The following is a 22929-nucleotide window of genomic DNA, read 5'->3' as shown; positions in this document are numbered from 1 at the left end:
CCGCCTTTGGGTCAGGCCGTCACTGCGCGGCGGACCATGTCCCAATAGATCTGCTCGACCTCGTCCAACGACAATCGCCCACCCGAGCGATACCAGGTCATCACACCATTCAGCATCGCAATCACCGCCAGCGTGGCGATCTTGGTGTCCGAGATCGCGAAGTGACCGGCTTTCTGGCCCTCACTCAAGATACGCTCCAGAGAGTCCTCATAGGCGCGGCGCAGATCCTCGATCTCTGCGAAGTTGTCCGGCGTCAGATTGCGCAACTCCATATAGGCGATGAAAACCTCGTCGGGGCGTTCCAGATGAAACCGGATGTGGAACCCGACAAAGCGGCGCAGAGCCTCTTGCGCGTCGCCGGTTTCACCAAGGGCATCATAGGCTTGCTGCAGCTCCTGCATGTGGTCGCGCATCAGGCGAAACAACAGGCTTTGCTTGTCGGGGGTGTAATTATATAGCGCCCCGGCCTGAACGCCGACCTCTTTGGCGATCTGGCGCATCGAAACGGCGGCATAGCCATGGCGCGCAAAAAGACCCAACGCTGCCTTGCGGATGCGCGGGCCGGTGATGTCCGAATGTGATCCCTGTGTACGAGCCATGGACCGACACTATCTGAACGTACGTTCAGATAGAACCCCGCTTGAACAGATCGGGTAAAAGAGGCATCACAAGACCAGTCCTTTGTGAAAGCACCTGTTATGAAGCGCCTGCCCGTTCTGGTTCTGATTCTGACCCTTGCCGGATGCACCAACTTCCCCGAGTTGGAGGGTAGCGAATCCCGTGCGATCAAGGCGGCGCCTTACCCCAAGCTTTTGCCCCTACCCAACGTTCTGGGCGCGCCTGCCGATCCGGTCAGCGAAGCCTCAGCCGTTGAGCAGGACCTGACAGCTCGAAGCGAGGCTTTGGCAAAGAAAGCCGAGGCGCTGCAAAACGCGCAGATCAACTAAAGATCGGCTTTTCCCAGCCCCGGCCAACGCGTGACGGATTGCGCCCGTGCCCTGAACCGGCTAAGGCAGCGCTGAACGGGCAAAAGGCCCGAAATCAGACTGGTACGAGCGAAAGGAACCCACGGGATGACACAGGCGCTGCGGCTTGGAATTGCGGGCTTGGGAACTGTTGGCGTGGGTGTTGTCCGGATTGTCCGGCGTCATGCCGATCTGTTGCAGGCACGCACCGGACGCCCGATTGAAATCATCGCAGTCTCGGCCCGTGATGCAAGCAAGGATCGGGGCGTGAACCTGTCGGACTATGCGTGGGAAACCGATCCCGTAGCCTTGGCAAAACGCGATGACGTTGACGTGTTTGTCGAGTTGATGGGCGGTGAAAACGGCCCGGCCAAAGCCTCGGTCGAGGCAGCGCTGGCCAGCGGCAAGGATGTTGTCACGGCCAACAAAGCCCTGTTGGCCATCCATGGTCAGGAACTGGCCGAAAAAGCCGAAGCCGCAGGCCGCGTGATCCGGTTCGAGGCCGCCGTCGCCGGGGGCATCCCGGTGATCAAATCCCTCACCGAAGGTCTGGCCGGAAACGAGATCACCCGCGTGATGGGCGTGATGAACGGCACCTGCAACTACATCCTGACCCGAATGCAGTCGCAGGAAAAAGGCTACAACGCGCTGTTCGATGAATGCGCCGAGCTGGGCTACCTCGAAGCGGATCCGAACCTGGATGTAGGCGGGATTGACGCGGCACATAAACTGGCCCTGCTGTCCTCGATCGCGTTTGGCACGAAACCGAATTTCGACGGGATCGAGATTGAAGGTATCCAGCAAATCAGCCTAGACGACATCCATCAGGCCCATGACATGGGTTACCGTATCAAGCTGCTGGGTCTGGCCCAGCGCACCGCGCGCGGTCTGGAACAGCGTATGCAGCCCTGCCTCGTGCCCAGCAACTCGCCGCTTGGTCAACTCGAAGGCGGCACCAATATGGTGGTGATCGAAGGCGACGCGGTTGAACAAGTGGTGCTGCGCGGCCCCGGAGCAGGCGAAGGCCCGACCGCAAGCGCAGTGATGGGCGATGTTTGCGACCTTGCGCGGGGTTTGAAAATCTCGACCTTCGGGCGCCCTGCGTCCAGCCTTGAAGACGCCACCCCAGCCATCACAGGCCTGCCTGCGCCGTATTACCTGCGTCTGGGCTTGCTGGACAAACCCGGAGCGCTGGCCAAGGTTGCGGCCATTTTGGGCGACGCGGGCGTGTCGATTGACCGGATGCGCCAGTACGGCCACAGCGACAGCACAGCCCCCGTTTTGATTGTCACGCACAAGACCACTCGAGCCACTCTGGATGTGGCGCTGGACGGGTTTCGCACGACCGATGTTGTCGCGGGTGAGCCTGTCGCGCTTCGGATTGAACAGGTCTGAACCCTTGCAGCCTGCGCCATCCGCAGGCTATGCCAGACGAAACGCCATTGCCTGCCAAAGGAATACAACGCATGAACGCTGCCAAAATCGATTTTAACGACCGCCTGCTGTCCTTGGGCCTAGCGCGGGTAGCGGAACAGGCCGCGCTTGCCTCGGCCTCGCTGGTGGGACGCGGTGACGAGAAAGCCGCCGACCAGGCTGCCGTGAACGCGATGCGCGAGCAGTTGAACCTGCTGGATATCGCGGGAGTCGTGGTCATCGGCGAAGGCGAGCGTGATGAGGCCCCGATGCTCTATATCGGCGAAGAGGTCGGCACCGGCGAAGGCCCCGGTGTGGATATCGCTCTGGACCCGCTGGAAGGCACCACGCTGACGGCCAAGGACATGCCAAACGCGCTGACCGTGATTGCTATGGGCCCGCGCGGCTCGATGCTGCATGCGCCGGACGTATATATGGACAAGCTGGCCGTTGGCCCCGGCTACCCCGAAGGCGTCGTTTCGCTCGATATGAGCCCTCGCGAACGTGTTGAGGCACTGGCCAAGGCCAAGGGTTGCGAACCGGCCGATATTACCGTTTGCATTCTGGAACGTCCCCGCCACGAGGCCATGATCGCCGAGGTGCGCGAAACCGGTGCCTCGATCCGTCTGATCACTGACGGCGATGTGGCGGGTGTCATGCACTGTGCCGAAAGCGAAACCACCGGCATCGACATGTATATGGGCCAGGGCGGCGCGCCCGAGGGCGTTCTGGCCGCTGCTGCTCTGAAATGCATGGGCGGTCAAATCTTCGGTCGCCTCCTGTTCCGCAACGATGACGAGCGTGGCCGCGCCGCCAAGGCAGGCATCACCGATCTGGATCGGATTTATGCTCGTGACGAGATGGTGACGGCGGATGTGATCTTTGCCGCAACCGGCGTAACCGGTGGCTCTCTGCTGCCGCGCATCAAGCGCGAGCCGGGCTGGGTTGAAACCACCACCCTTTTGATGCGCTCGAAAACCGGATCGGTTCGCCGCATGTCTTACCGCACGCCAATGTGGTCGCACGACGAAGCCTAAGCGGCTTGCGCCGATGCCTTCGGCGAGAGTATTTGTGAAAAGATGAAGAGGCCGGGTCCAAATGGGTCCGGCCTTGGCATATGAGAGGCGCGATGAGTTTTCTTGGGGTTGAGCAATCTTTGACAGGTCGGCGCTGGGTGGGGCCCTCGCCCGAAGTTGAGCGCGCGACTGAAGTGTTGGTGCAACAGGCAGGTTTGCCGCGTGCCGTTTGCCAAGTGCTGGCGCGGCGGGGCGTCCCTCCGATGGAGGCTGCCGGTTTTCTGGAGCCAAAGCTGAAAGAGCTTTTGCCCGACCCTCGCAGCATGAAAGATATGGATGCCGCTGCGACCCGGTTTCTGAAAGCGGTGCGCGAAAAACAGCGGATCGCAGTCTTTGCGGATTATGATGTGGATGGAGGCAGTTCGGCGGCGTTGCTGCTGGTCTGGCTGCGTCAGATGGGTCTGCAGGCGACGCTCTATGTGCCGGACCGCATCGACGAAGGCTATGGGCCGAACGTGCCTGCGATGCAATCTCTGGCAGCAGCGCATGACCTGATCATCTGCGTGGATTGCGGCACGCTGAGCCATGACCCGATCGCGGCAGCACAGGGCGCAGATGTGATCGTGCTGGATCACCATCTGGGCGGTGAGACCTTGCCGGATTGCGTGGCCGTGGTGAACCCGAACCGGCAGGATGAAAGCGGCGATCTGGGCTATCTCTGTGCGGCAGGCGTTGTCTTCCTGATGCTGGTCGAGACTGGGCGGCAAATGCGCGAGGCAGGGGCCAAAGGGCCAGATCTGGTGCCTCTGCTGGATCTGGTCGCGCTGGCGACTGTCGCCGATGTTGCCCCGCTGATTGAGGCGAACCGCGCTTTGGTTCGGCAAGGTTTGAAGGTCATGTCAGGCCGTCAGCGCCCCGGCCTTGTGGCTCTGTCGGATGTCGCTCGGATGGATGCGGCGCCCAATAGCTATCACTTGGGGTTTCTTCTGGGGCCACGGGTGAACGCTGGGGGACGCATTGGACAGGCCGACCTTGGAGCGCGGCTGCTCAGCACCGACTCTTTGCACGAAGCGCAGGCTCTCTCCGAACGGCTAGACGCGCTGAACTCTGAACGGCGCGATATCGAAAATGCCGTACGCGCTGCGGCGCTTGAGCAGGCGGAGGAGCGCGGTTTGGACGCGCCCTTGGTTTGGGCCGCTGGCGAAGGTTGGCATCCGGGCGTTGTCGGTATCGTCGCCTCGCGCTTGAAAGAAAGCGCCAATCGCCCGGCGATTGTGATCGGCTTTGACGGGGAAGAAGGCAAAGGATCAGGGCGGTCGGTTTCTGGCGTTGATCTGGGGGCTTCGATCCAGAGGCTGGCTGCTGAGGGGTTGTTGGTCAAAGGCGGTGGACACAAGATGGCGGCCGGGCTGACCGTCATGCGCGATCAGTTGGAACCGGCCATGAAGCGCCTGTCAGAACTGCTGGAAAAACAAGGCGCAGGTCAAGGCGGTCCCGCAGACATGAAGCTCGACGGGGCATTGATGCCCGGCGCCGCGACCGTTGATCTGATCGAACAGATTGAGAAAGCAGGGCCTTTTGGGGCAAGCGCCCCTGCCCCGCGCTACGCCCTTCCTGACCTGCAGGTGCGTTTTGCCAAACGGGTCGGTGAGTCGCATCTGAAACTCTCGCTTGCGGATGGTCTTGGCGGAGGGCTGGACGCGATCGCATTCGGAGCCTTCGACGGGCCGATGGGCGAAAAGCTCTCAAATCACGGCGGAGCGCGCTTTCATTTCGCCGGTCGGCTTGAGGTGAACACGTGGGGTGGTCGCCAAAACGTACAGCTTCGTCTTGAGGACGCAGCCGAGGCAAAATGACTGGTTTCAAGGCAACGGTAGGACAGGTCAAAAAACTTTCGCATCCCTGCATTTTTCGGCTTGCGGGGGTCGGGGTGAAACCGTAAAAGGCCCTCCACAAGCTAGCGTGGCCCGTTCGTCTATCGGTTAGGACGCCAGGTTTTCAACCTGGAAAGAGGGGTTCGATTCCCCTACGGGCTGCCATTTTTGCTTGTGAGCCAAGGCTCAGTGGCCCGTTCGTCTATCGGTTAGGACGCCAGGTTTTCAACCTGGAAAGAGGGGTTCGATTCCCCTACGGGCTGCCACTTCACTAGCATTCAATATCTAGAAGAAAATCAGAAGTCTGGTTTCAATCTTGGATTGTTTTCTGTTTGTTGCCTCTTGCTGTGGCTTTTATTGATACTTTTGCAGTTGTGGTTGCTCCAGTTCTATTTGTGTAAAACACTCAGGCAACCTTTCGTTACAGAACCCCAAACCTCCGCCAGATTATCTCGCTTTTCGACCGTTTCGATCACATGCAGATCGTTGAACCGAATGGCAAGCGCGGCGCTATGGTTCACCGGCACCGGCCTGATGTTACCAGCCGCGACGGCCGAACAGAGAATGCAAGCGATTTTGACCGGCAAACGGATCGATCGCCTGCGAGCGCTCCAACCCCGACACAACGCGGCCGACCAGTATCCAACTGATCGCGGCGAAGATGATGCCTCCGAAAGCCTGCCCCAACAGAACTCCGGACGCCCCGGCCAGTGCCGATCCGATTGAGGCAAAGACCCATGTGCCCACGGTGTGGCGGCCCCAGTTGATCCAAGTGGAATAGACCGGGTGGCCCAGGTTATTGAAACTGGCATTGGCAACGAAAATGACCCCATTGAAGAATGACGCCAGCGCCAGCGGGCCGCAAAACAAGTAGATCAGCACACGGGTCTCGCCTTCGGCTGCAAACAGATCCGCGATTGGTGCGCGCAACAGGAAAAGAACCGCTGCCATTCCAAGAACGTAGATCGCCGTGAATTTGATACCTGCCAGAAAGGCCTCGCGCACGCGGGTGAATTGCTCGGCCCCGAAATTCTGACCGATGATGGGGCCAATTGCACCAGACAGCGCAAAGATGACCGAGAACGCCACGGGCAAAAGTCGCCCGATCACGGCCATTCCAGCTACTGCATCCGTTCCATACTCGGCGATCTCGCGAACGACGATAGAATTGCCGATCGGCGTTGCCACATTGGTCAGCACGGCCGGGATCGCGATGGCCCGGACCGGTTTCAAATCGGATGCGACTTGCCGCAGCGATGGGCGGGCAAAGCCTCGGTGGACGCGCAGGGCGGGCCAAAGCGCAGCGGCGAGCATGCAGATCCGCGCCAGCACCGATGCAATCGCTGCACCGTCGAGCCCCAAACCAACCCCGAAGATCAGGATCGGGTCGAGAACCGCATTCACCACGCCGCCATAGATCGTGGCCATCATGGATCGCCGCGCATCCCCATGCGCCCGCAGAACCGCCATGGCCACCATCGCAATCGCCATCACCCACATAGTCGGCAAAATGATTGACACATAGCGTGTGGCGAGCCTCAAAACCTCGCCTTCAGCCCCCAATAACGACAACAACGCGCTCAGGTTCCAAAGCACCAGAACCGGGGTTACCAGCCCGACGCACAGACCCAGTGTCGCCACGCTAGAGGCATATTTCCGCGCCTCTTCCGGCCGCCCTGCCCCCAAGGCCCGTGCCGTTAACGCGCCGGCCGAGATCGACAGGCCGATATTGATTGCATTGGTGAAAAACAGAAGCGTTCCGGCATATCCCACGGCGGCGGCCAACGAGTCATTGCCAAGCATCGAGATAAACACCATGTCGACGAAATCGACCGCAAAGATCGCCATCAGACCGATACTGGTTGTCAGAGACATGCGCGTGACATGTCTCATCAGGCTGCCACTCAGGAAAACGGCTTCGCCTTGGGATTGATTGGCCATGTTCTACCTGCTCTGCGACGGCGTTTGAGTTCAGTCACCTTCTCAGATGGCAGCGCAGCGTCAACAGTTTCATTTTGCCCAAAAGGCGGGCCATTTTCGGGCAATCACCGCTGAGTCGGGTTTTGCAAGCCCTGAGCCGAAGCCGCGCTTGACAGAATCCAACCATCTCGTTCTGATACCAGCGTGAGCAAAAACACTGAATCAAACCAATGCATTGCCCGGATCACGCGCTGCTGTCAGCATCGCTCTCGGCATGGTTGCGTTCGGTCTGATGACCCCAAACGCCTGAAAGTCTGCCTCTCGTGACAGGACCCATGATGACTTATGTGCGGTTCATCGACCGCGCCAACCGGATGCTGGGTCGCGTGATCATGTATGGCATCTTCGTGATGATGGCGATCCTGCTGTATTCCTCGGTCTCCAAGACGTTCTTCGTGCCGTCCCTCTGGACGCTGGAAATGGCGCAGTTCGCGATGGTGGCCTATTACATGCTGGGCGGGCCTTATGCGATGCAGATGGGCGCGAATGTCCGGATGGACCTGCTCTATGGTGAATGGACGGACCGCAAGAAAAGCCAGATCGACGCGCTGACCGTGTTATTTCTGATCACCTACCTCGGTTTTCTGCTGTGGGGTGGCTGGGACAGCCTGATGTATTCCTTCCAGTATGGTGGAGAACGCTCCTCCTCGGCCTGGCGGCCCTATATCTGGCCGATCAAGACCATCATGGTTATCGGCATCTTTCTGATGCTGCTTCAGGCGATCTCGGAGCTTTGCAAGGACATCCTGCGCCTCAAAGGCTTTGACATGGGCAAAAAGGATGATGAACCCGTCCACATGGCCCCCGAAGACCTTGAAGGAGGGCATCGCGGGTGAGCTATGAACTGATTGCCGCGCTCATGTTCTCGACCATGATGCTGATGCTGCTGACCGGTCAGAGGGTCTTTGGCGCGATTGGCTTTGTCGCCGTGATCGCCGCCTTCTTCCTGTGGGGCGACCGCGGAGGCTATGATCTGGGCTTTGCGGCGGCGATCAAGGTGATGCGCTGGTATCCCCTGCTGACGCTGCCGATGTTCATCTTCATGGGCTACATCCTGTCCGAGTCCCGGATTGCCGATGACCTCTATCGGATGTTCCACGTCTGGATGGGCGGCCTGTCCGGAGGGCTGGCCATTGGCACCATCGGCCTCATGGTTCTGATCTCGGCGATGAACGGGCTGTCTGTGGCTGGTATGGCGATCGGAGCGACCATCGCCCTGCCCGAGCTGCTACGCCGAAACTACGACAAGCTGATGGTCACCGGCGTGATACAAGCCGGATCATCACTGGGAATTCTCGTTCCGCCGTCGGTCGTTCTGGTCCTCTATGCCATGATCGCGCGTCAGCCCGTCGGGCAACTCTGGCTGGCCGGCGTGATCCCCGGCCTGATGATGGCCACGATGTTCATCATCTACATCGCCATCCGCTGCCGCATAAATCCGGCACTTGGCCCCGTGATGAGCGCGGAAGAGCGCGCAGAGGTCACATGGGGCGAAAAGATGCGTCTGCTGGGCGCTGGCCTGCTGCCGCTGGGCATCTTCGCCGTGATGATGGTGCCCTTTGTAAATGGCTGGACATCCTTGGTTGAAAGCTCGGCCCTTGGTGCCATCGCGGCCTTTCTGGCGGCCGTTCTGAAGCGGCGCATGACATGGCAGGTCTTTGAAACCTCAATCAAGCAGACGCTGGGCATCACCTGTATGTTCATGTGGATCATCCTCGCCGCTCTCGCCTTTGGGGCCGTCTTCGACGGTCTGGGCGCGGTCAAAGCGATTGAGAACCTGTTTACCGTTCAACTCGGCCTGAACCCGTGGATCATCCTGATCCTGATGCAGCTGAGCTTTCTGCTCATGGGGACGTTCCTTGATGACACGGCCATGCTGGTCATCGTCGCGCCCCTTTACGTGCCGCTGGTCGGCGCGCTTGGGTTTGACCTGATCTGGTATGGCGTGCTCTACACGATCACCTGCCAAATTGCTTATATGACACCGCCTTTCGGGTATAACCTGTTCCTGATGCGGGCCATGGCCCCGCCTGAGGTGACCATCAAAGACATTTATCGCTCAATCATCCCGTTTGTCTGCGTGATGGCTGTGGCACTGGGATTGGTGATGGCCTTCCCCGACATCGCATTGTGGCTTCCGGGCGTCGTCTACGGAAACTGAGCACATAAGAAAGAGAAGCCGGAAAAACCGGTTCGATTTCAACAAAAAGCACAGGAGAGGAAGACTATGACCACAACAAGACGCAGATTTTTACGCACTGCAGCTTTGGCCGCGCCTGCGACGCTGGCAGCGCCCGCAATCGTCAAAGCGCAGGCCCCGATCAAATGGCGCTTTCAGACCTACGCAGGGGGTGCGTTGGGTGAGCATGTGACCAAACCGGCCATCGACTACATCAACGCCAACGCCAATGGTGAGCTTGAGATCGAGCTGTTCTATGCCGACCAGATCGTCCCCACCGGAGAGCTGTTCCAGGCGCTTCAGCGCGGCACTATCGACGGTGTGCATTCGGACGATGACTCGATGGCCTCGCCCACGCCGCTGCGCGTGTTCGGAGGGTATTTCCCCTTCGCAACCAAGCACATCCTCGACGTTCCTGTCCTGTTCAACCAGTACGGTCTGGCCGATATCTGGCGGGACGAATACGCCAAGGTCGGTGTGCAATGGCTGTCCGCCGCAGGTCAGGACCCGTGCAACTTCAACACTAAAAAGGAGATCACCTCGGTCGCTGACCTGGATGGTTTGAAGCTCTATACCTTCCCGACCGCTGGTCGCTTCCTTGCCAAGTTCGGCGTGGTTCCGGTGAACATCCCCTATGAAGACGCCGAAGTGGCCGTTCAGACGGGTGAGTTGGATGGCATGGCATGGTCTGGTATCACCGAGGATTACACGGTCGGCTGGGCTGATGTGACCGACTACTTCCTGACCAACAACATCTCGGGCGCGTGGATCGGATCGTGGTTCGCCAACCAAGAGCGTTGGAACGAGCTGCCGGATCACCTGAAATCTGTCGTGATGGCCGGGATCGAAGCCGGGCACACCTATCGGAACCAGTGGTACTGGGGTGGCGAAGCGGCGCTGCGGGCCAATGGTGACAAGCTGGAGCTGCGCTCGGTTCCACCCGGCGAATGGGCCGAGGTGGAGAACGCGGCCAAGGAGTTCTGGGACGAGATTGCTCAGGAAGGCGAAGTCCACCAGAAGATCATCGGCATCTTCCAAGAGTATAACAGCGTCATCAATCAGGCTGGCGTGCCCTACAACTTCGAATAAACAAACGGGCGACCCCGCGCAAAGGGGTCGCCTTGCCAATTTGCCATCCACAGAAACGAACCGACATGCTAGAGGTCCTGAGACACCGAAGGTTCAGGGCAAGGGCAGAGCATGAAACTGGAATTCCATCACATCAACTTCGTCGCCGATGATGTTGATCGCATGCACGATTTCTACACCAACGTGCTGGGGCTGGATGACATCCCGCAGGACAATTTCCCACGGACTGAGGCCGATGAGGACAGCGGTTATGACGGCAAGATCCGCTTTGCGACCGAGGGCCATATGCAGATGCATCTGGCCGAACGCGCCTTTGACGTCGCCTTCAAAAACGGTCAGGTGATCAACCCAGTAGAACGCGGCCATATCGCCTTTCGCACCGATGACCTGCCCACGTTCCTGAAGCTGCTGGACGAGCGAGGCATCCCCTATTCCGACTACGGCACCACCTTCGCGAAAGAATGGCATCAGGTGTTCTTTCAAGACCCTGAGGGCAACGTGATCGAAGTTCATCAACAGGTCGTTCAGAGCGACTAAGCGCAAAAGGCCCGCGCACTCAGGTCGTGCAGCGGGCCTTTGAAAGAGTTGTCGGGCGGGAAGCCCACCCAAGCGTAGCGGTTCAGACGAACCTGTTGACGTAGTTCTCGAGAATTTCCTGCCGACCAGAGCGAGGCGGCGGGTTGACATCCTCGGCTAGGACGCGGGCCGTGATCTCATCCAGACCAGAGGACAGCATGGATTGTGCGGCTTCCGTCGACCAGCCCGCGTACCTGTCCTCTAGCGCGGCGTCTAGCCCGCCATCTTCGATCATGGCAGCGGCCGCTTTCAAACCGCGCGCGCAGATATCCATACCACCCACATGCGCGGCGATCAGATCCTCGGCGTCGATCGACTGACGGCGGATCTTCGCGTCGAAATTGGTACCGCCAGTGGTGAAGCCTCCGGCCTTCAAGATGTGATAGTAGGCCAAGGCAACCTCGGGCGTGTTATTGGGAAACTGGTCCGTATCCCAACCCGACTGATAGTCATTGCGGTTCATGTCGATGGAACCCAGCATGCCTTCGGCCGTCGCAGTTGCGATCTCGTGCTCGAAGCTGTGACCAGCCAGAATGGCGTGCCCTTGTTCGAGGTTCAGCTTAACCTCATCCTCAAGGCCATACTTGCGAAGGAAACCGATGCAGGTGGCCGCATCGTAGTCATACTGATGCTTGGACGGCTCCTGTGGCTTGGGTTCGACCAGAATGGTACCCTTAAAGCCGATCTTGTGCTTGTACTCGACCACCATGTTCAGGAACCGGCCCATGTGATCAAGCTCGGCTCCCATATCGGTGTTGAGCAGCGTCTCATAGCCTTCGCGCCCGCCCCATAGCACGTAGTTCTCACCATCCAGCTTGTGGGTCGCGTCGATGCAGGATTTCACCGTTGCAGCCGCAAAGGCAAACACGTCCGGATCAGGGTTCGTGCTCGCCCCACCCATCCAGCGGCGATGGCTGAACATATTGGCAGTTCCCCAAAGCAGCTTGGTGCCCGAAACTTGCATCTTCTCACCGATATAGTCAGTGATCTCTTCCAGAGTTCTCAGGTTATCCGCATAGTTGCCCTGTTCGGGCCGGATATCCGCATCGTGCCAACAGAAATAGGGCTGCCCGAGAATATCGAACATCTCGAACGCGATGTCGGCCTTCATCTTGGCACGGCCCATATCGTCCTGCGGATGCCAGGGGCGCTCAAGCGTCGTGCCACCAAACGGGTCGCCCCCTTCCCATGCGAATGAGTGCCACCACGCGACGGCGAAACGCAGGTGATCCTCCATGCGCTTGTCCATGATGACCTCGTCCGGATTGTAGTGACGAAAGGCGAGCGGGTTCTTGCTGTCTTCGCCCTCGTACCGGATCTTTTCGATCTCTTGAAAGAAACCACTCGCCATTGTCTTCCCTCACTCAGTCTTTTCGCCGGGCTTTTTGCCCAGAATGATCATCGAAAGCAGGTCATCATCGGTGACATCGGGGATGTCGACGGTTCCTACCAATTGACCGTTCTTCATGACCGAAGCTCGATCACAAAGCTCCATAACAGCATGCACATCATGGTCGATCAGGAAAATCCCGATCCCCTGCGCCTTGAGCTTCTGGATCAGTTCCGCAACCATCTGGGTCTCATGCGGACCCAATGCGGCTGTCGGTTCATCCATGATCAGGATACGCGCGTTGAAATACACCGCCCGGGCAATTGCGACCGATTGGCGCTGACCGCCTGACAAGGCCGAGACAGGGTCATTGAACTTCTGGAAGTTCGGGTTTAGCTGACCCATGATCTTACGACATTCGGCCTCCATCGCGGCGTCGTTGACCAAGCCCATCGGTGTCACCATCTCGCGCCCGAGAAACAGATTCGAGCTGGCGTCGAGGTTATCGGCCAAAGCGAGCGTCTGATAGATCGTCTCGATATTGTTGGCCCGCGCGTCCCGAGGGTTGTTGATCTCGACCTTTTCACCGTCGATCCGGATCTCGCCGCTGTCCATCTGGTAGGCGCCAGACAGGACCTTGATCAGTGTAGACTTCCCTGCCCCGTTATGGCCCAGTAGGCCCACAACTTCGCCGGGGTAGAGGTCGACCGACACGTGATCCACCGCCTTGATGCCCCCGAAGGAAATCGAGATGTCGTTCATTTCGACCAGAGGCGGCTTGCCAGAGCCGCGACCCGAATTTGTGTTCTGCGTTTCTTCAGCTTGCATCATTTCGCTCCCAGACGTTTGCGATAGACGATGTCGATATAGACAGCCAGGACGAGCACAGCACCGACGACGATGTTCTGGAACGGAGCATCCACACCGACCATGGCCATCCCCGATTGCAGCGCCTGCATGATCAGGGCACCAAGGATCGCGCCATAGATCGTCCCCAGACCACCGGACAGGGCTGTCCCACCGATGACGGCTGCAGCAATAACACGAAGCTCATCCAGCGTACCAATGTCGTTCGAGTGGTTGGCCAGACGGGCCGAAGCCACAACAGCGGACAGTGCACACAGGAAACCCATCAAGGCAAAGATCTTAACGGTCATCATACGGGTGTTGATGCCAGAAAGCTCAGCCGCGTCGGGGTTGCCGCCAGTTGCAAAAATGTAGCGACCGAACCGGGTCTTGCGGGCCACGACGGTCAGTGTGACGGCCACCAGGATCAGGATCAGAACCGAGATCGGAATGCCGTAGCCGACGACCAGACCCTCGGGCATGATCTCACCACGCGCTTCGAACATACGCTCGAGCCGACGGGTCGGGATGGCGTAGCTGTTGACGATGAAGACATAGCCCATGATCGCGATGCCGATGATCCCGGCCAGCGTTGTTTCAGCCCAGACGGGTTTGACCGGGAAACCATGTGCGGCCTTGGACCGGCGCGCACTCCACAGCGCCCAGATCGCGGCGGCTGTGGCGGCAAAGCCGAACAAAAGGCTGGCCGTGGTGCCAAGCGTTCCGTTGGTGCCGCCGAACATCAGGAATGTGCTATCCAGCGGGCCAATGGTCTGGCCATCAGTCATGTACCAGGCGACGTTGCGCCAAACCAGAAACCCACCGAGGGTCACGATGAAGGCGGGAATTGTCAGGTACCCTATCATCCAGCCTTGAAAGGCCCCGATAAGGGTTCCAACCGCAAGCCCAACGACCAGAGTGATCGCCCAAGTGGCCGGGTTGTTCAGGCCCATGCCCAGCATGTTCGGCAAAAGCTCGGTTTGGGTCATGGCCATCACGGCGGATGTCGTCGCCAGCAAAGCGCCGACAGAAAGGTCGATGTGGCGCATCACGATGATGAACACCATGCCACAGGCCATGATCGCAACCGATACGGTCTGAATGGACAGGTTGAACAGGTTGCGAGGGGTCAGAAAACGCCCATCCGTTACGATATTGAACCCGATGCAAAGGATGATAAACGCGCCGATCATACCCAATAGCCGCATATCCAGCTCAAGCTGCTGGAACAAGTTTTGCTTGCTTTTCTGGGGTACCGGCTGAGACGAAGTTTCGGTCATATCCGATCTTTCATGTTCAGCGATTGGGATCCCGGCCCGCCTACGCAGGCCGGGAATTATAGTAGTTTAGTTACAGGGGGCTGGGCCGTTTTCTACGCCCTGGCACAGGTCTTCCAGCGGAATCCAGCCTGCATCTACAACAACCGAGAGGTTGTCTTTTGTGATCGGAACCGGTGCCAGGAAGACCGAAGTCATCTCGGTGCCACCGGGCGATGTCCAGCTTACCGCGCCATCAACATCCGCAGCGGCGGTGCCTCCGCTCAGCGCGACTGCGATCTCGCCTGCGGCTTTGCCCAGCTCACGCGCGTCTTTCCAGACGGAGACAGTTTGGGTGCCCAGCGCAACACGGTTCAGAGCGGCATGGTCACCGTCCTGACCCGAGACCGGGATACCTTCCATGCCCTGAGCCGTCAGCGCAGCAACAACACCACCGGCAGTACCATCATTCGAGGCGACCACGGCGTCCACGTTGTTTTCGTTCGCCGTCAGGATCTGCTCCATGTTGCGCTGTGCGTTCGCGGGCAGCCAGCCATCGGTGTAGGCTTCGCCGACGATCACAACATCACCGCTGTCGACCGCGGCCTGAATGATCTCTTGCTGACCACCGCGCAGGAAGTCTGCGTTAGGATCGGTCGGAGAGCCCTTGATCATAACGTAGTTGCCCTTGGGCATCGCTTCGAACACGGCGCGGGCCTGCATGCGGCCAACTTCGACGTTGTCGAAGGTCAGGTAGAATGCACGGTCATCTTCGATCAGGCGGTCATATGCGATAACCGGGATACCCTCGTCCGCGGCGGCCTGAACCGCCGGGCCAATCGCCTGCGAGTCTTGCGCGAGGATGATCAACGCGTCCACACCCTGGGCGATCAGGCTTTCAATGTCCGCCAGCTGCTTGGCAGAAGATGACTGCGCGTCGGCAGAGATATACTCGGCCCCACCCGCCTCAAGCGCGGATTTGATCGCGGCCTCGTCAGTCTTCCAACGCTCTTCCTGAAAGTTCGACCAGCTGACGCCAACGACAGTTTCAGCAAAGGCAGCTGTGCTCATCAGAGCAGCCGCAACTGAAATGCTTAGGAATTTCTTCATGCTTTCCTCCCGGTTGTTCGAGTCCCTTCGAAGTGATTCGAGGACTTCACCTACCTGAGTAGCACATTTATTTCAGTCGGCAAAATATTTATGCTATCGCTAACATAAGAATCTGACTAAGGTGAATGCCAAGACGGGATTCGCGAGGGCAAGATGCTGAAAAACAAAGCCTCTTCTATCTCTACCGAGCAGCGGAACGTAACACGGCTGCGCGTGCTGGAGCATATCCGCCGCAAGGGGGCGATCTCGCGCATTGATATTGCGGGTGCTTTGCAGACCAGCCCCGCCACCGTCACCACCGCAACGGCAGACCTGTTGTCTGCGGGGCTGATCCACGAGGTTGAAGGCGACCCGCAGTCCGGGTCCCCACGGCGCGGGCGGCCCCGTGTATTGCTCAAGCTGAACGGTGGATCATTGCTGATCGCGGGGTTCAAGGTCACACGCCACTATGTCTCGGTTCTGATCGCAGATTTTGAAGGGCTCGAGATTGCGTCGATCAAATATCCGCTGGTCGAAGCCTGCATGACGCCGCTCGACTTTGCCCGAACCATCCGAAAGGCGCTGGAAAGCGCCTGCGCGGCTGCGTCCGTTTCGATGTCGGATATCGCAGGGGTCTCGATCGGGATCGCGGGCCTGATTGATGCCGAGCATAACTTTGTCCATTGGTCCTCTTCGATCTCGGAACGGAACGTGCCCCTTGGCCCGCTTCTACAGCAAGAGGTTGATTGTCCTGTCTTCATTGAAAACGACGCCAATCTTGTTGCAAAGGCGGAACAATTGTTCGGGCTGGGCAAAGGTCTGCGGAACTTCCTTGTCATCACGATAGAACACGGCGTCGGTCTTGGGATCGTGCTGGGTGGCAAGCTCTACAGGGGCGAGCGCGGATGCGGTGCCGAATTTGGCCATACTAAGGTGCAACTGGATGGCGCGCTCTGCCAATGCGGTCAGCACGGATGTCTTGAAGCCTATGTCGGGGAATACGCGCTGATCCGAGAGGCCTCGATTGCCGGTCAGGATCGCGACCAGATCACCATTGCCGATCTGCATGACAACGCGCAGTCCGGTGATCAACATGCCTTGTCCGTGCTGGATCGGGCGGGGCAAATATTTGGAATGGGTGTTTCGAACCTGATCAACCTGTTCGATCCCGAATGTATCATCATCTCGGGCAGTCAGGTCAGTTTTCAGCACCTCTATTCCGACAGCGTGATGGAGCGGATACGTAAGGGGGTGGTCCACGTCGATGCCCCCCTGCCCGACATCAAGGTCAACCAGTGGGATGACACCATGTGGGCCAAAGGCGCCATTGCCTATGCCATCGAGCAGGTCTCAACCTTGAAGATACGAGAGATGCCGGCTCATGCATCGTGAATGCGCCCTCCTACTGGCAAGCACCACAGCTGTTGCGGCCGATCAGCCCGTACCAAGCTTTCAGCAGATCGAGGTTGCCGAACATGTATATGACGGCGGTTGGGAACATTTCGTGGGCGGAGGCGTTGCAGTGTTCGACTGCAACGGCGATAGCCTGCCCGACCTTTTCGCCGCGGGTGGATCAAACCCGTCCCAACTGTTTCGCAACACTTCGGACGGCGACCTGTCTTTCCGTGTCGACACGCCAGAGGCCCTGTCCCTGACCGCTGTGACCGGGGCCTATCCATTGGATATCGACGGCGACGGCTTTCAGGATTTGGCGGTTCTGAGGGTTGGTGAGGACCTTTTGCTGCAAGGCCTGCCCGACTGCCAGTTTGCGCCCTTTTCCGATCTGAACTTCCAGTCGGATGATCATTGGACCACCGGTTTCTCGGCCACGTGGGAAGACGGCGAGACGCTGCCAACGCTGGCCTTCGGAGCCTATGTCGACCGTTTTGACCCTGAGGGGCCGTTCGAGACCTGCGGTCCGACGCTCCTCTATCGTCCCGAAGGATCAGGTTACGGCGCGCCGGTGCCACTGGAGCCGGGCTATTGCTCTCTGTCGATCTTGTTTTCCGACTGGGCGCGCACGGGTCGGGCAGATCTGCGGGTCAGCAATGATCGCCACTACTACGTGCGCGGCGGGCAGGAGCAGCTCTGGGCGATGGAGGCTGAACCGCGGCTGTACACCGAGGACGACGGATGGCTGCCCTATTCGATCTGGGGGATGGGGATCGCCTCGCGCGATCTGACGGGGGACGGGTTCTCCGATGTCTACCTGACGTCGATGGGCGACCAGAAGTTTCAGGTGTTTGATTCCTCCGAGGACAGCCCCACCTGGCGCGATGCGACTTATGAGAAAGGCACCACTGCACACAGACCGCATGTTGGCGACGATGGGCGACCTTCGACCGGATGGCATGCGCAATTCGGAGACGCCAACAATGATGGGCTGGACGATATTTTCGTGACCAAAGGCAATGTCGAACAGATGCCGGTCGCGGCCTTGAACGACCCGAATAATCTGATACTGCAACAGCCTGATGGGTCCTTTGTCGAAGCCGCCGCCGAGGCGGGCGTGGCCTCGATGGCCAAGTCACGGGGCGGCGCTTTGGTTGATCTGAACAATGATGGCCAATTGGATTTGGTCGTCGTCAACCGAGGCGCGCCGTTAGAGGTTCACCAGAACACAACCACCTCCGGAAATTGGGTGCTTGTCGATGTCTCTCAGAGTACCTCCAACCGTTTTGCGGTCGGTGGGTTTATCGAGATGCGAACACCGTCCGGCCTGCAGACCCGCGAAATCACCATTGGCGGAGGCCATGCCGGGGGGGCTTCAGGCCTGCATCATTTCGGCTTGGGATCGGCCAAGGCGATCGAGCTGCGGATGATTTGGCCGGATGGTTCCACAAGCGACTGGCAGGCGTATGACGCCAACCAGATCATCCGCCTCCGTCACTGATCCACAGGCAGCCCGCTGGGAACAGTTTCGGGAACACCAAGCCTCAGGGCCGGGTCTTCAAGAGTGTTGAGAAAACTGAGGATCGCGTTGACCTCATCATCGCTCAGCGCAATCGGGTCCAGGCTATTGGCAGCAGCAATAGCTTCGGTCGTCTCAATCAAGGCCCGCTGATCATCGGCGCCCGGAAATGCGGGAAGGCGTGCTTTTTCCAGCGAATACCGCTGCAACGACCCTACTGGATCAAGGTGGTGACGCACCACATCCTCCAACTCGGCATAGGCACCGCTATGGCCATAAGGGGCGGTCAGGGTCACATTGCGCAGTGACGGCGTACGGAATGCAAAGGCATCGTCGGCCTCACCGGTCACCCGCATGCGACCATCGTCGCGCGCGTGACTTTCGAACCGCGCACCTTTGCCCGGCCCGATCTGAGGCATGGCGATGGCGTGGAAGCTATGGTCCGTCTGGAGCCATCCCGAATGGCAGGAACTACACCCCGCCTCGCCGTAAAACAGATCCAACCCGGCCTGTGCCTCCGGCAGCAGCTCGGCCTCTCCGCGCATCGCCTGATCAAACAGGCTGTTGTCCGCCCGCCATTCGAAGGCGATGAAATCAGCAATGACGTTGGCAATCGTCGTAAAGGTGATCTCCTCCCCCGGCAGAACGTCTTCGAACCGTGTCTGATATTCGGGAATGGCTGCGACACGCGCGGCGATCAGGTCCCAGGCCCCGCCCTCTTGCGTCAGCAGACCCATACGCACCGCTTTGCTGATTTCATTCTCGGAATAATGCCCAGCCATCTCGTCCGGCGACAGCACCGGAAACATAGCCTGCGCCGCGAGGGCGGATTTGAACCCCGGCCGCATATGCGTTCCCAGCGGAGTGCGAATGCCGTTGGGGCGGCTCGCGTCAGCTTCAAGCCGCCCGTCATGGAAGAAGACCGTGAACTCGTCCGCACCAAGGTTCCACAAGGCCGGAGAGTTGCGGGGAATGCGCTGTTCCGGGTGGTTTTCGGGGTCCAACGCACGTTTCACTCCCAGCCCGATGCCACCCTCACCAACGCCCAGCGACAACCCGTCGGACGTGCCCAGACGCGGATGGTGACACGACCCGCAGCTGATGTTGCGATTTCCCGACAGGATCGGATCGTAGAACAGCAACTGCCCCAGCTCGACAACGGCCAGATCGGGTTCCGCGAATTCGGGAGGTGGGCCAAGCTCTAGCGCTTGTGCGGCCGAGGCCAATCCCATCATTCCAATCGCCGAAAATACCCTCATGCCTAGGTCCCTGTAAGTTTGAGTGTAAGTGTCTGATGATAGGGCCGCTCAGGTGAAAAAACCATGCTGGGGAACCCGCTGATGTTGGGCGCGTTGGGGTAGCCGGATGGCTCAACGCACAGACCGGCGCCTACGTGAAACGGTGCCCCCAGTGAACCAGCAGAATAGACCTGCGCCCCTGCCTGATCCGAGAATATGTGCAATCCCAGCCCATTTACGGCGTCAATAGTGGCGATTGGCTGCTGCGTGTTGCGGTCGTTGTCGAACACGTAGAAATGATCGATGTTTTTGCCCGGGCGACCCGGCGTCCTGAAATCCAGCGCTGAGTTCCGTACGTCTTCAAGGTTGCCGGTCGGCACACCCTGCGCATCGGTCCCCAGCACATGCCCGGCATCTATTCGGAGGCTGAAATCTTCAACGCCTGCAGGACTGCCAAGTGTATAGTAGTTATGTTGCGCAATGCTGATCGGCGTTGGCCGATCCGGCTGGGCCGTAACGGTATAGGTCAGATTGGGAAAACTGAGCGAGACGCGCAACTCGAACCTAACCTCGCCCGGAAAGCCGCTTTCGCCATCGGGGGAGAGGTAAGTCATCACCGCCTCACGATCCGAGAGCTTCCGCAGTGTCCAGATTTGGCGGGACAGGCCCTCGGCCCCGCCATGCAGTGTGTTGGCGCCCTCGTTCGGGTCCAGCCGGTATCGCGCACCCGCAAGATCAAAGCCTGCGCCCTTGATCCTGTTCGCGACCCGCCCGACAATTGCCCCGTGATAGAAGGGATCGCGCAGATAGGCCCGAGGATCGTCATAGCCGAGGATCAACGACGTATCACCAATCCACCACCCTTGGGTGATTGCGCCATAGTTCAGAAGGCTTAAGGACATGTTTTTGTCTTGCAACCGCACCAGTTCGATCTGCAAATCCGCCCCCATTTTCGCCAGCAGGCCACGACATCTCTGGCCCTATCCAGTGGCAGTCTTGAAGACCGGCCCAAGTTACTGCGCTCGTAAGACCGCCGAACAGGTCCCAGCCTCACGGATGCCCTAGAGCCCAAGCCTGAATGGCGATCACGCGCCCACACACCGCCCCAAGTTAGCGCTATCATAAGCGTTGTCAAACGCCGAAACCAGATGAAAGTCGCTTTTCTCACCTGCACTTCATGGCTCTTTTTTCCTAGAGGCGGAACAACCCAAGCAGCGCGATCGCGACCCCACTGATTTGCCAAGGATCACGTTTGCGCGGCCACGTTCCGGGCGACCAAATCCTTGTACAGTGCACGGATGCGCAATGTCATCGGGCCGGCCTTGCCCTCTCCGATCTGTTTGCCGTCGATCTCGGCCACTGGGGTTTGCGCGCCGAAGGTGCCGGTCAGAAACGCCTCATCCGCACCGTAGGCCTCGTAGAGTGAGTAGTTCTTTTCTAAAACCGGTATGTCATTGGCGCGGCACAGGTCGATCACCTTCTGCCGTGTCACCCCGTTCATGCAGTAGTCCCCGGTCGAGGTCCAAACCTCGCCCTTGCGCACGATAAAGAAATTGCAGGCGTTGGTGGTGTTCACAAACCCATGAGGGTCCAGCATCAGCCCCTCATCCGCGCCTGCCTGTTCCGCCTGCAAACAGGCGATGACACAGTTCAGTTTGGAGTGGCTGTTGAACTTCGCGTCCTGGCTGGTCGGCAACCCCCTTACCTGTGGCACGGTCGCCAGACGTATCCCCCGCGCGGTCAGCGCTTCGGCGGGTTTGGAGTGTTCGACGATGGCCACAATCGTCGGCCCCCAGCGCGAGAGCTTGGGATGCTGAAACGGCTTGGCCTTGCGACCGCGCGTGATCATCAGTCGCGCGTGAGCATCGGTTGTCGCACCATTGGCGGCAGCGGTGGCGTCCAGAATCTCGCGAATATCCTCACGCGTTTTGCCAATGTCCAGAGACACGGCCTTGCAGCCGTCAAACAGCCGATCCATGTGTTCGTCAAAAAAGGCCCAGCATCCATCATATAGCCGCAGCCCTTCCCACATGCCGTCGCCCAGCATGAAGCCGGAATCATAGACCGAGACCTTGGCTTCATCCTTGTGAACCAGTACGCCATCGACCCAGATTTTCAGGTCCTCGTTGCGGGCATCGTATTCCGCGTCATGGGTTGAGAGTTCGGTTGTCATGCATCACCTTCCAGAACAAGCGCATCCGACCTGAGCCGCTCATAATACGGCATTGCCGCGTCGCATATGGATTGAAGCGCGGGCGGCAAGGTCGGGAGCGCCCCCTCAGCGCCCGCAAAACCGGTTGAGGCATGTACGGCCCCGTACCAGTGGCTGGCCCACACGCCGTCCGAGGGATGGCCGCCCGCAGGCCAAGACAACATGGCCGGGTCAAAGGGCAGATCAATTGCCGCACATAGTTTTCGCAACATCCGTTCGGGCGCCTGACGAATGTCATAGCTGTCGACGATCACCCCTGCCCCGGTTCGAGCGCAGATCAGATTGTAGATCTCGGCCTGTTGCACAAAACCAATATCCTCAAGCGTCGGGTTTTCGCGTTTTGCGGCATAGCTAGCCAGCACGCGCGCGGGGTGGCGGATCAGAAAGATATGTTTCAACCCATCCATCCAGGGCTGATCCAAGCCCCAAACCATGTGCTGTGTCATGTGTTTCTGGTAGATATGCGCTTTGCCTTCGGGCGGCTGCGCTGCGCAACCCTGCCCGACCCGAAACGGATCCGTCTCGCCGGCAGCAACGATCTTCTCGCCCATCGGGTGATCCAACCCGGTCTCGGCCAGATAGGCCGCGTAGAACGGCTCATCCCAGACAGCGCAATCGGCGCGCGCGCCAAAAGCATACATCATCGCAGTGGACAGATTTCTGGGGCCAGACCAGCAGGCTATGTTCATTTTTCAAGACCCCTCAATCGGGTTGGCAGATAGTATCGTGGGCGCGTGAAAGCACGAAGTTTTAGCATGTTCTGCGGTCACATAAAGACACAACTTCAAGTTCACGCACACCCCTTCTGCTTGTCATAGCAACACCCCGATCTTGTCAACATCGAGAGTTCGGAGGGACCCAGAAATCGGCCTCAGGCAAATACCAGTTTCACGTCGCATGTTTTCAGGTTGAACTTAGTTTCGAATGAAACAATGTTGCAGCAACGACAGGATGA

20 protein-coding genes and 2 tRNA genes are annotated in these 22929 nt (G+C 59.0%); 12 read left to right on the top strand and 10 right to left on the bottom strand.

From position 1 onward, the window contains the following. Positions 1 to 11: 11 nt before the first annotated feature. Positions 12 to 599: a TetR/AcrR family transcriptional regulator gene (locus tag ACR0JF_RS04725; protein ID WP_170660497.1), complete on the bottom strand. Its 588-nt coding sequence runs from the start codon at positions 597 to 599 to the stop codon at positions 12 to 14. An 84-nt stretch (positions 600 to 683) separates the two neighbouring features. Here ACR0JF_RS04725 and ACR0JF_RS04720 point away from each other — a divergent pair, with 84 nt between their 5' ends. The 6 genes from ACR0JF_RS04720 to ACR0JF_RS04695 all read left to right on the top strand — a co-directional run bounded on the left by ACR0JF_RS04720 (position 684) and on the right by ACR0JF_RS04695 (position 5534). Beyond that, on the top strand, positions 684 to 947 hold the full coding sequence (locus tag ACR0JF_RS04720; protein ID WP_480668916.1) for a hypothetical protein: 264 nt from the start codon (positions 684 to 686) through the stop codon (positions 945 to 947). Between the two features lie 126 nt (positions 948 to 1073). Continuing rightward, positions 1074 to 2360, top strand: a complete 1287-nt coding sequence (locus ACR0JF_RS04715) for a homoserine dehydrogenase (protein WP_170660499.1) — start codon at positions 1074 to 1076, stop codon at positions 2358 to 2360. A 71-nt stretch (positions 2361 to 2431) separates the two neighbouring features. After that, entirely contained in the window at positions 2432 to 3415 is a 984-nt protein-coding gene (gene glpX / locus ACR0JF_RS04710) for a class II fructose-bisphosphatase (protein WP_170660500.1), read from the top strand. Between the two features lie 92 nt (positions 3416 to 3507). After that, positions 3508 to 5250: a single-stranded-DNA-specific exonuclease RecJ gene (gene recJ, locus ACR0JF_RS04705; RefSeq protein WP_170660501.1), complete on the top strand. Its 1743-nt coding sequence runs from the start codon at positions 3508 to 3510 to the stop codon at positions 5248 to 5250. A 108-nt stretch (positions 5251 to 5358) separates the two neighbouring features. Next, positions 5359 to 5433: transfer RNA gene (locus ACR0JF_RS04700), tRNA-Glu, on the top strand. 26 nt (positions 5434 to 5459) lie between these two features. Continuing rightward, a tRNA-Glu gene (locus ACR0JF_RS04695) sits at positions 5460 to 5534 on the top strand. Positions 5535 to 5805: 271 nt separating this feature from the next. Here ACR0JF_RS04695 and ACR0JF_RS04690 read toward each other — a convergent pair. After that, the gene (locus ACR0JF_RS04690; RefSeq protein ID WP_480668914.1) at positions 5806 to 7209 is read right to left on the bottom strand and encodes an MATE family efflux transporter; all 1404 of its coding nucleotides are present in this window, start codon (positions 7207 to 7209) and stop codon (positions 5806 to 5808) included. 314 nt (positions 7210 to 7523) lie between these two features. Between ACR0JF_RS04690 and ACR0JF_RS04685 the strand changes: the two genes are divergently transcribed. The 4 genes from ACR0JF_RS04685 to ACR0JF_RS04670 all read left to right on the top strand — a co-directional run bounded on the left by ACR0JF_RS04685 (position 7524) and on the right by ACR0JF_RS04670 (position 11053). Then, positions 7524 to 8084 (top strand): TRAP transporter small permease subunit, encoded by a 561-nt coding sequence (locus ACR0JF_RS04685; protein WP_170376848.1) that lies wholly within the window; start codon positions 7524 to 7526, stop codon positions 8082 to 8084. Next, positions 8081 to 9409 carry a TRAP transporter large permease subunit gene (locus ACR0JF_RS04680; protein ID WP_170551721.1) on the top strand — a complete coding sequence of 443 codons (1329 nt, stop codon included), beginning with the start codon at positions 8081 to 8083 and terminating at the stop codon, positions 9407 to 9409. The genes ACR0JF_RS04685 and ACR0JF_RS04680 overlap by 4 nt, the downstream gene beginning before the upstream one ends. 66 nt (positions 9410 to 9475) lie before the next feature. Continuing rightward, positions 9476 to 10516 carry a TRAP transporter substrate-binding protein gene (locus tag ACR0JF_RS04675; RefSeq protein ID WP_170376212.1) on the top strand — a complete coding sequence of 347 codons (1041 nt, stop codon included), beginning with the start codon at positions 9476 to 9478 and terminating at the stop codon, positions 10514 to 10516. Positions 10517 to 10627: 111 nt separating this feature from the next. Next, positions 10628 to 11053, top strand: a complete 426-nt coding sequence (locus ACR0JF_RS04670; RefSeq protein WP_170660502.1) for a VOC family protein — start codon at positions 10628 to 10630, stop codon at positions 11051 to 11053. A gap of 82 nt (positions 11054 to 11135) precedes the next feature. Here ACR0JF_RS04670 and xylA read toward each other — a convergent pair whose 3' ends face one another. The 4 genes from xylA to xylF all read right to left on the bottom strand — a co-directional run bounded on the left by xylA (position 11136) and on the right by xylF (position 15634). Beyond that, positions 11136 to 12443, bottom strand: a complete 1308-nt coding sequence (gene xylA, locus ACR0JF_RS04665; protein WP_170660503.1) for a xylose isomerase — start codon at positions 12441 to 12443, stop codon at positions 11136 to 11138. Between the two features lie 9 nt (positions 12444 to 12452). After that, positions 12453 to 13250 carry an ATP-binding cassette domain-containing protein gene (locus ACR0JF_RS04660; RefSeq protein ID WP_170470561.1) on the bottom strand — a complete coding sequence of 266 codons (798 nt, stop codon included), beginning with the start codon at positions 13248 to 13250 and terminating at the stop codon, positions 12453 to 12455. Next, on the bottom strand, positions 13250 to 14548 hold the full coding sequence (locus ACR0JF_RS04655) for a sugar ABC transporter permease (protein WP_170660504.1): 1299 nt from the start codon (positions 14546 to 14548) through the stop codon (positions 13250 to 13252). The genes ACR0JF_RS04660 and ACR0JF_RS04655 overlap by 1 nt, the downstream gene beginning before the upstream one ends. A 66-nt stretch (positions 14549 to 14614) precedes the next feature. Then, entirely contained in the window at positions 14615 to 15634 is a 1020-nt protein-coding gene (gene xylF, locus ACR0JF_RS04650) for a D-xylose ABC transporter substrate-binding protein (protein WP_170660505.1), read from the bottom strand. Positions 15635 to 15787: 153 nt separating this feature from the next. Here xylF and ACR0JF_RS04645 point away from each other — a divergent pair, with 153 nt between their 5' ends. Together ACR0JF_RS04645 and ACR0JF_RS04640 are read left to right on the top strand one after the other, a co-directional pair. Then, positions 15788 to 17005, top strand: coding sequence for an ROK family transcriptional regulator (locus ACR0JF_RS04645; RefSeq protein ID WP_170660506.1), 1218 nt, complete (start codon positions 15788 to 15790; stop codon positions 17003 to 17005). After that, positions 16995 to 18506 (top strand): CRTAC1 family protein, encoded by a 1512-nt coding sequence (locus tag ACR0JF_RS04640; RefSeq protein ID WP_170660507.1) that lies wholly within the window; start codon positions 16995 to 16997, stop codon positions 18504 to 18506. The genes ACR0JF_RS04645 and ACR0JF_RS04640 overlap by 11 nt, the downstream gene beginning before the upstream one ends. Here ACR0JF_RS04640 and ACR0JF_RS04635 read toward each other — a convergent pair. The 4 genes from ACR0JF_RS04635 to ACR0JF_RS04620 form a co-directional block, all read right to left on the bottom strand. After that, on the bottom strand, positions 18500 to 19783 hold the full coding sequence (locus tag ACR0JF_RS04635; RefSeq protein WP_170747505.1) for a cytochrome c peroxidase: 1284 nt from the start codon (positions 19781 to 19783) through the stop codon (positions 18500 to 18502). The genes ACR0JF_RS04640 and ACR0JF_RS04635 overlap by 7 nt on opposite strands. Positions 19784 to 19785: 2 nt before the next feature. Beyond that, entirely contained in the window at positions 19786 to 20712 is a 927-nt protein-coding gene (locus ACR0JF_RS04630; RefSeq protein WP_480668910.1) for an aldose epimerase family protein, read from the bottom strand. A 296-nt stretch (positions 20713 to 21008) separates the two neighbouring features. Beyond that, entirely contained in the window at positions 21009 to 21935 is a 927-nt protein-coding gene (locus ACR0JF_RS04625) for an aminotransferase class IV (protein ID WP_170660510.1), read from the bottom strand. Continuing rightward, on the bottom strand, positions 21932 to 22663 hold the full coding sequence (locus ACR0JF_RS04620) for a sulfotransferase-like domain-containing protein (protein WP_170660511.1): 732 nt from the start codon (positions 22661 to 22663) through the stop codon (positions 21932 to 21934). The genes ACR0JF_RS04625 and ACR0JF_RS04620 overlap by 4 nt, the downstream gene beginning before the upstream one ends. Between the last annotated feature and the right edge of the window lie 266 nt (positions 22664 to 22929).

The sequence above is a fragment of the Ruegeria sp. BG11 genome (assembly GCF_056538565.1).
Note: the sequence above shows the minus strand (reverse complement) of the source record. Positions and strands in the feature narration are given on the sequence as shown.

Bases quoted from the DNA above. Each gene is read 5' to 3' on its own strand.
- ACR0JF_RS04645 (WP_170660506.1), top strand. From the start codon at position 15,788: ATGCTGAAAAACAAAGCCTCTTCTATCTCTACCGAGCAGCGGAACGTA.
- ACR0JF_RS04675 (WP_170376212.1), top strand. From the start codon at position 9,476: ATGACCACAACAAGACGCAGATTTTTACGCACTGCAGCTTTGGCCGCG.
- ACR0JF_RS04685 (WP_170376848.1), top strand. From the start codon at position 7,524: ATGATGACTTATGTGCGGTTCATCGACCGCGCCAACCGGATGCTGGGT.
- ACR0JF_RS04640 (WP_170660507.1), top strand. From the start codon at position 16,995: ATGCATCGTGAATGCGCCCTCCTACTGGCAAGCACCACAGCTGTTGCG.
- ACR0JF_RS04725 (WP_170660497.1), bottom strand. From the start codon at position 599: ATGGCTCGTACACAGGGATCACATTCGGACATCACCGGCCCGCGCATC.
- recJ (WP_170660501.1), top strand. From the start codon at position 3,508: ATGAGTTTTCTTGGGGTTGAGCAATCTTTGACAGGTCGGCGCTGGGTG.
- xylF (WP_170660505.1), bottom strand. From the start codon at position 15,634: ATGAAGAAATTCCTAAGCATTTCAGTTGCGGCTGCTCTGATGAGCACA.
- ACR0JF_RS04690 (WP_480668914.1), bottom strand. From the start codon at position 7,209: ATGGCCAATCAATCCCAAGGCGAAGCCGTTTTCCTGAGTGGCAGCCTG.
- xylA (WP_170660503.1), bottom strand. From the start codon at position 12,443: ATGGCGAGTGGTTTCTTTCAAGAGATCGAAAAGATCCGGTACGAGGGC.
- ACR0JF_RS04660 (WP_170470561.1), bottom strand. From the start codon at position 13,250: ATGCAAGCTGAAGAAACGCAGAACACAAATTCGGGTCGCGGCTCTGGC.
- glpX (WP_170660500.1), top strand. From the start codon at position 2,432: ATGAACGCTGCCAAAATCGATTTTAACGACCGCCTGCTGTCCTTGGGC.
- ACR0JF_RS04655 (WP_170660504.1), bottom strand. From the start codon at position 14,548: ATGACCGAAACTTCGTCTCAGCCGGTACCCCAGAAAAGCAAGCAAAAC.
- ACR0JF_RS04630 (WP_480668910.1), bottom strand. From the start codon at position 20,712: ATGGGGGCGGATTTGCAGATCGAACTGGTGCGGTTGCAAGACAAAAAC.
- ACR0JF_RS04670 (WP_170660502.1), top strand. From the start codon at position 10,628: ATGAAACTGGAATTCCATCACATCAACTTCGTCGCCGATGATGTTGAT.
- ACR0JF_RS04620 (WP_170660511.1), bottom strand. From the start codon at position 22,663: ATGAACATAGCCTGCTGGTCTGGCCCCAGAAATCTGTCCACTGCGATG.
- ACR0JF_RS04625 (WP_170660510.1), bottom strand. From the start codon at position 21,935: ATGACAACCGAACTCTCAACCCATGACGCGGAATACGATGCCCGCAAC.
- ACR0JF_RS04715 (WP_170660499.1), top strand. From the start codon at position 1,074: ATGACACAGGCGCTGCGGCTTGGAATTGCGGGCTTGGGAACTGTTGGC.
- ACR0JF_RS04635 (WP_170747505.1), bottom strand. From the start codon at position 19,783: ATGAGGGTATTTTCGGCGATTGGAATGATGGGATTGGCCTCGGCCGCA.